Origin of the sequence: Arachidicoccus rhizosphaerae (assembly GCF_900107765.1) — a bacterium.
In the GTDB taxonomy this organism is placed as follows: Bacteria; Bacteroidota; Bacteroidia; order Chitinophagales; family Chitinophagaceae; genus Arachidicoccus; species Arachidicoccus rhizosphaerae.
Window position 1 is genome coordinate 55,595 of sequence record NZ_FNQY01000022.1, and the last position, 8,075, is coordinate 63,669.

Consider the following 8,075-nt stretch of genomic DNA (forward strand, 5'->3'; position numbering starts at 1 on the left):
CAGAGAATATTTACCTCTATATAATTATGACGAACAGGAGTATAAATCGGGTAGGTGAAAATTAATATATTTTCAGAAAAACAGAAATAAACCGAAGATCAGAACAAACAAGTCATTTTCATGATTTTTCAGAAAATGACTCAGTGATTGTAATGCAGCCGATGCATGCCATTTCACAGTATGGGTAGAAACTTCCATCTCTTGGGCAATCCTTGCATAGGACCAGCCTCTCTCTTTACTCAATTGATAAACTCTTTTTTGCTGCGGTGATAAATCGTTTATGGCTGCAGATAAAATTTCTTCTCTGCCCAATCGCAGTTTTAGTTCATGGTTAGGCAAGGCTCGTGGCTGCTCCAGATTTTGTTGCTGAGCTGCAGTTTGTTGCTGGTATTTGCTGTGCAGGACCTGTCTGCGAAGTAAATCGGTCACCTCGTTTTTGATGGACTTGTATAAATAAGCTTCTATATTGTCAACGGCGGTCAGGGAATTTCTTTTTTCCCAGCATTTTAAAAAGACCTGTTGAACAACATCTTCAGCCTGACAGCGCTCCCGGGTATATTTCAGCGCAAAAATGAGCAGTTTAGGAAAATACAATTCAAAGAGTTGACCAAAGGCATTCGCGTCACTTTTTGTAGCGGCGTCACTCCATAATTGCTTTACATAAACTTCCTGGTGGTCCATTAAAAATATGAAAAGATGTTAAAGTAAAAGTAGGGAAAACAATTGAACTTTGTTAAGGACATTTAAAATGCAACCGTTTGCTTAAATGCTATATTATTGAATATCATTATAATATTTTTTCCAAAATTGCCTGATCACTTTTTCTATTAAATTACCAGCAACCTCATTCTTATTAAGAATGCAAAACTAAGGGCTGCCGATTGAATATACTTTTATCCAATATTGTCTTTTGGTTATCAACCTGCAATCCATTAGTTATTGTTATAGCTCATCCGATTTAACAAATTTTTCCCCCTTTGGCATAATGCTTGAATTATTACCCTTGAACAAAAACAACCTTTATATGAAAAACAAATTCAAATTTCTGGGGTTATTATGTATGGTTTTTATAGCCTTTTCTGTGGTAAGCTTCTCCTGTAGTAAAGATACCGCACCTGCCGATAAAGATTTCTTTGTCGGGACGTATACCGGAACCATCACCTACAGCAGTGATGGCAAAAACATCTCTGATGAAGATGGAAAACTTACCGTCGTCAAGGTTGGTTCTTCCTACAGCTTCAAATTTGGCAGCGGCATTCCAGATATCAATAATGTCAAATTTGAAAAATCAGATGATGATACATATGTGAGTGTGGGTAGTGGGGTAACTGGTATCACTATTTCAGCACATTCATTAAAAATGCTGGTATCTAATGATGATGGCACATGGACTGCAGATTGTACCAGATAAAAAAAGCAAATTTAAAATGAAGACAAACGGGCGTAAAGCTTTAAAATAAAGAACTATAAATAATTCATTCTTTATTTGATGAGCCAGCTAACCTAAATAATAAAGACGCCTGATTAAATATTCGCCGTATAAGCAATCTCTTTTTTCCGGATTAATTGGAATGAAGAGCGATTTGAGCTTATACGGCGAATTATTTTTCTCCACTAGTGATTGAATATTAATTCATTCATTTGCAATTTCATATGGTTTCCTGGCTCCTTTGCATTGAATTGCTTTTAAAAAAAATATCTTCAAAAACTTTGTCATCAATTTAATTTTCATTAACATTGTTTAGCCGTTTTTTTCGGGAACGTTCTCGTTTATCAGAATCAAATTCCGAGAACGTTCCCTGTCTATTTTGGCAATTACAATAAAAACAGATTACCCATCTAGTTAAACACAAAAAATGAGAAAGTCTTTTATCCGCCGCTGCATCTGTTTTATGGCCTTTTATTTAATTGCCTGTTGCGCAGCCAAGACACAACTTCTGCAAACCTTCCCCAGGTTTATTCAGGAAAATACAACAGGGACAGTACGTATTGAACTAAATCCAAACCTCGGTAATCAGGGCCTGGAAGGAGCATCCGGTCCTTTTTATGTCCATATCGGGGTAATCACGAATAAAAGTACCAGCAGTTCTGACTGGAAATATGTGAATTCTACCTGGGGTATTGCGGATGAAGCCTATAAATGTGTTGTTATGAACAATGGAGATCTATCCTATACAATTACAGGTGGACTTAGAATCTTTTTCGGCATAACGGATACCAGCGAACACATATTAAAAATCTGTATTTTATTCAGAAATACCGACGGGACGTTAAAAGCTGAAAATAGTGATAACTCCGATATGTATTTACCGGTATATCAGGCCAACGACCTGCAGGTCAGAATTGACGAGCCATACTGGCAACCTACCTATACCCCAACCTATAATATTACCAACATACATCCTGGCGATAGCATTGCTGTAACAGGTTATGCAAACCAAATAGCCAAACTTACCCTTTCATTAAACAAAACGGAGATCATAACCACTACAGATAGTATAATCAACAAGACAATTCCTGTAACAGCGTTAGGGGCCCAGACACTGACATTGCAAGCGACCACGGATAGTTCGACTGCAAGCCAGGAACTCTCCTTTGCTGCTATTGGCCTGACTGATACGCTTAAATTACCAGACGGAGCAGTGGAAGGTATTAATTATGACTCAAATGATCCTTCAAAGGCCACTTTAGTATTATATGCACCTCAAAAACAAAATATATATGTAATCGGCGATTTCAATAACTGGCAAAAAGGGGTTGATGGGTATCAAATGCACATAACACCTGATGGAAACCTTTTTTGGGTCACCTTAACTAATCTCACAAAAGCAAAGCAATATGCCTATCAATATATTATTGACGACAGCCTAATCGTTGCAGACTATAATGCACATTTAATTCTGGACAAGTCAAATGACCCATATATCAGTAACAATACGTATCCGGATTTACCTGCTTTTCCCAAAAGTGCTACAGGAGACCTGGCAAGCGTTATCGAAACTGGCCAGGCAACTTACAACTGGAAAAACACCCAGTTTAGCAGACCGGAGGCCAGCAGTCTGCGGGTATATGAGCTACTGGTCCGAGACTTTACGACCGGTCATAACTGGACATCGCTTACAGACAGCCTGGACTATTTTTCAAAATTGGGCATTAACGCAATAGAATTAATGCCTTTTAATGAATTTGAGGGTAATTCCAGCTGGGGGTATAATCCGGACTTTTATTTTGCACCGGATAAGTACTACGGGACGGCCACCAGTCTTAAGACTTTTATTGACAGTTGCCATGGTCGCGGTATAGCTGTTATAATGGACATGGTGCTTAATCATAGTTTTGGGCAGTCTCCAATGGTACAAATGTATTATGACAGCAAAAATGACCGCCCGCTAGCCAATAATCCATGGTTTAATCCAGTTGCCAAACATGCATATAATGTTGGTTATGATTTTAACCACGAATCGCAGGCAACCAAAAATTTCACTAAAAGAGTTTTGGCTTACTGGCTCTCTGAATACAATATTGATGGCTTTCGTTTCGATCTGGCCAAAGGCTTTACACAAAAACAAACCTGTGATAATAATGGAGAAGGTTGTGACGTGGATGCATGGAGCGCTTACGACAGTTCCAGAGTTGTTATCTGGGACGATTACTACAGCAGCCAACAAAAGGACGCCCCGGGCAGTTACTCTATTTTAGAATTTCTGGGTAATAATGAGGAGGAAAAACATTATAGTTCCGAAGGAATGCTACTTTGGGAAAATGGCAATAGCAATTTTAATCAGCTGACCATGGGCTATGCGGATGGCAGTGATGTATCTTCCTTTGTATATACTAACCGTGGGTGGGTGGCTAATAATATGATGCTCTATATGGAAAGCCATGATGAAGAAAGACTCATGTATAAAAATATCCAGTATGGTAATGCCAGTGGGACTTATAATATAAAGGACACGCTAACTGCACTAAACAGAAATGCCATGGCCGCTGCTCTATGGGCGGTAATTCCAGGGCCTAAAATGATCTGGCAGTTCGGAGAACTGGGATATGATTACACCATCAATTATTGCACGGATGGTTCCGGAAACAATGACTGTAAAACTGGACCCAAACCTTTGGGCTGGTCCTATTTAAAAGATTCTAACAGGACTAACTTATCAAATACCTTTCAGCAATTATTTAAATTAAGATCTATTTATCCTGCTGCTTTTACTAAAGGAAAAATTGATGCAAATTCAGTACTTTCCCAAAAAGACAATAACTTAAAGACTATAATCCTGGAAAGTGACAGCCTGGATCTGATAGTAGCCGCAAATTTTGGGGTAAATAATCTATCAACAAGCCTTAGCCTGCCAGATACCGGCTTATGGCTCCCCTATGTGGTTGGCACAGGGCAGCATCTTCAATTTGTTGATCACAATACGGCATTTTACCAGACTTCCCAGGATACCAGCCTGACACTCCATGCGGGTGCTTTTAATGTCTGGTTACATCCTAAAAAGAAAATAAATGTCTCAAACTGGATATCTGATTTAACTATTAAAAACAACGAACAGGGAAATTTAATCACCTGGAATACTATACAGACAAATGACAGTACCCAGTTCGTATTAGAGAAAATTAATCCTTCCACTGGCAATTACACGCCTTTGACAATCCTAACTGCTAATTCAACTAGTAAACAATTTCAGTATACGGATGGCGCCACAGGTAACGAAAATGCGTTATACAGACTGGCAGTAATAAGTACCCATGGAGTAGGCTATACGGCCCAAATCAGTGCAGGGGCCTCAAATATTCAGACCTCTCAAACAATATTGGCCTACCCTAATCCAAGTCCTGGCACTTTTCATATCAAGATTAACCACGTTAGTACTTCCAGCAATCCCTATAGCATATGCGATCCTATAGGCCGGGTAATAAGAACAGGCATACTTGGGCAGACTGGTGGCGATATTACCCTGAGCCACCAAGCAGCAGGCATCTACTACATGAAAATCGAACTGGATCATAAAATATATAAAACCAAACTAATGAAAAAATAAGTAAAGAACCGGATCAAGATTTATGCAGAAAATGGCCTGGTGACAGTATCCCTAAAAGTGTGTAAATCGAAAATCGAGAGTTGAAAATTTAAGTAGCTAAACTTTCAATCTGTCCACAAAAATAATCAAGAATTGGTTAAGGACAATGCCCCAATTTCTAATGGGCGTTGTCCATTTTTTCGATATCTCGTCTAATTCCAGAGTTTCCGCACATACAGTTCCACTGATTATTTGTGCAGTTTGCTTTAATCTCTTTAAGATGAATTCAAGGAGAACATTAGCATCAATGAAAACTTTAGAAGCCATATTTTTCTTTTTGATCTTCGTAAAAATTGTCCTTATTATAACTATCAGCTACTATATTCGAGTCAGGTTCAAGCTTATCTACCATGTCTAACAATATTGCCAAATTATGAGAGCAGCTTATTTGTCTCAACACAGTTGAGAGTTTTGGAACATCTTTATAAGATTCATAAAATTGCTTCATCCTCCACAAATTTTTATCAGTAAAGCCCTTGATTCCCGGTTCATTACGTTGAATATATTGCGCCAAATCACTTACAACAGACACACCCCATTCTTTATTTTCGACTTTATTAAAAATATATTCCCCAACATTCCAATATAAATTTATAAGCTCTGCGTTTACCGACCTTACGGCCTTTATCCTTGCTTGTTGGATTAAATCAATTATTTCAGTAAAACGATTGTCCATCTCTATTTTTATATAAATACAAAGCTAAACATTACAATACTATTCTTAAATATTACTGTAATATTATACTTTTCCTTACGCTCCATTCTGACGCTTTTGCTTTATATTTACCCAATACAGTATGTGAAAAATACCTGTATTGTTATCAGGTAGCTAATAACAATACAGCTGTAAATTAGGTGTAAAAACATTTTCAAAACAATGAGTAATATTCAATATTATACTAACATATACAGCTATTAAGACTAATCAAAATCCATTTGTATTTTTTTATTTCCAGAGGCTTTCCCTCACCCGTGCTGTAATATTTGGTTTAATTTACACCCTATCCACAATAGCCCAATATCCATTTCTAGCCCCTCCCAAACGCCTGATAATATTGCTTTCTCTCAACGCCCTTATGTGTTTATCAACTGCCGTTGTACTAATGCCAATATTTTTCAGCCAATTCTTTTTTAGATATCTCCGGATTAGATATTATCAATTCTACTATTTTCCTTTGACTATCTACCAACCCCACTTTTTTAGCGGCTGGAAAAGATATTCTTATAAAATTATCCATAAATTGAAAGCATTCTTTTCCATAGCTCCTTCAAGCCCTTGGCACCTCTGACAAATTGAAAATGAATACATTAGCCAAATTATTCCTTTCTAAAATGGCGATCAATCTCCGCTTTGGCACTCCTCCATTCAAAAAATGTGCGATTTCTATCTACCGAGCTTAAAAAATAAAATTTATAACCGAAATATTAGTATAATAAACTTACAGATATCTACAACAAAATTGACGATGTACTAAATAACGATAAATTATAATATTTACTTAATAATGAGTCCCTATTTGCCAATACAGTAAAATTCAACTATATTGACTATCAACATAATACAAAGATACTGGCGTAAATTAGGTGTAAAAGTATTTATAAATTATATAGCACATCAACAATTTCATCTAATTTAAATAGCTCCTAACGCAAAACATATTTCTAAAAAAACAATTATGGCTGTACAACTTCTTTTGCAACCATAAGTGCCAACTAAATTTAGTAAATTTGCTTTGCAAATGAACAAGAAAAAGCTTTACATCATAGCTGGTTGTAATGGTGCGGGCAAAACGACCGCATCTTTTACTATCTTACCTGAGATTTTAGACTGTAAAGAATTTATCAATGCAGACGAAATAGCTCGTGGCCTCTCTCCTTTTCAGCCTGAAAAGGTTGCGTTGGAAGCAGGCCGAATCATGCTAAACAGAATAAACGAACTTATTGAAGAAAATGAAAATTTTGCTTTTGAGACCACTTTAGCAACAAGAAGTTATAAAAATAAAATCTTGGAGGCCAAAGGAAAAGGTTATTCCGTAATTTTGTTATTCTTTTGGTTGCTTTCTGTTGATTTAGCTATTAAACGAGTCAGAAACCGAGTTGCGGAGGGAGGGCACTTTATAGAGCCAGAAATTATTAAAAGGCGATATTTAAAAGGAATTAAAAACTTAAAAGACTTATATTTACCAGTTGTGGATCAGGCATTTATCTATGATAATACCGAAGGGAATAATGATCCGGTCGCAGAAAAAGAATTAAACGGTTCTATGAAAATACTAAATGAGAAAATTTATAAATTAATTATACAATAGCGTCAATATGGATAATAATACCCAGGAAGATCTACAACAAAAACTTCAACGCGGGCTTGAATTAGCATTTCAAAGACTTTTGGAATTTAAAAAACAAAAGAACAGCCCACTTATTATCATGAAAGATAATAAAATTATTGAAGTATCAGCAGAGGAGTTTATCAAGAATCGATCTGCTTATCATAAACCCAAACCAGCCGTCTAAAAGTGGAGGCAGCCGTAGGGCCCACATATTAAATCATCAATTGTGAGATATTTTCAGAATATGCATATAATTAGATGATTATCAATTATTTGCCAATACAGAATGTGAAAAATAACTGATTATCAGGAAGCTTATAACAATCCAGGTGTAAATTTGGTGTAAAAGTATTTACAAATAACTTAGGGTGTTCCTGAAAAGCTGTAATAGTTATCCCCATTGAGTTTCAGGGTGTGGATTATAATAAAATTGCCCTGCTTTGGCACAAAAAGTGTTCAAAGTAGGGCATAACTTTTTTTATAATCCATGACAAATCTACTTTTTTTTCACGAGAATCTACTGGATGAGCATTTTAGCCAAACAGATTTAGGAATTCTTTATAAAGCCATCCCTTTTGAGCAGTTATCCGCTACTATTCCGAGTCCCCGGGGTCTGGTTACCGGCCAGGGACGCAAGAGCTGGTTTGATGTCAGGGGAGGT

The 8,075-nt window shown here is 36.7% G+C and carries 6 protein-coding genes; 4 read left to right on the plus strand and 2 right to left on the minus strand.

Going from position 1 to position 8,075, the window contains the following annotated elements; translation table 11 throughout:
• Positions 1-72: 72 nt before the first annotated feature.
• Positions 73-681: an RNA polymerase sigma-70 factor gene (locus tag BLU80_RS15450; RefSeq protein WP_091400252.1), complete on the minus strand. Its 609-nt coding sequence runs from the start codon at positions 679-681 to the stop codon at positions 73-75.
• Between the two features lie 343 nt (positions 682-1,024).
• Here BLU80_RS15450 and BLU80_RS15455 point away from each other — a divergent pair, with 343 nt between their 5' ends.
• Both BLU80_RS15455 and BLU80_RS15460 read left to right on the plus strand, forming a co-directional pair.
• Positions 1,025-1,411, plus strand: a complete 387-nt coding sequence (locus BLU80_RS15455) for a hypothetical protein (protein WP_091400269.1) — start codon at positions 1,025-1,027, stop codon at positions 1,409-1,411.
• A gap of 445 nt (positions 1,412-1,856) precedes the next feature.
• Positions 1,857-5,045 (plus strand): alpha-amylase family glycosyl hydrolase, encoded by a 3,189-nt coding sequence (locus tag BLU80_RS15460; RefSeq protein WP_091400254.1) that lies wholly within the window; start codon positions 1,857-1,859, stop codon positions 5,043-5,045.
• Positions 5,046-5,340: 295 nt separating this feature from the next.
• Here BLU80_RS15460 and BLU80_RS15470 read toward each other — a convergent pair whose 3' ends face one another.
• Positions 5,341-5,760, minus strand: coding sequence for a DUF1016 N-terminal domain-containing protein (locus BLU80_RS15470; protein WP_091400259.1), 420 nt, complete (start codon positions 5,758-5,760; stop codon positions 5,341-5,343).
• Positions 5,761-6,823: 1,063 nt separating this feature from the next.
• Between BLU80_RS15470 and BLU80_RS15475 the strand changes: the two genes are divergently transcribed.
• Positions 6,824-7,393 carry an ATPase gene (locus tag BLU80_RS15475; RefSeq protein WP_091400261.1) on the plus strand — a complete coding sequence of 190 codons (570 nt, stop codon included), beginning with the start codon at positions 6,824-6,826 and terminating at the stop codon, positions 7,391-7,393.
• 7 nt (positions 7,394-7,400) lie between these two features.
• On the plus strand, positions 7,401-7,598 hold the full coding sequence (locus tag BLU80_RS15480) for a hypothetical protein (protein WP_091400263.1): 198 nt from the start codon (positions 7,401-7,403) through the stop codon (positions 7,596-7,598).
• Positions 7,599-8,075 lie beyond the last annotated feature (477 nt).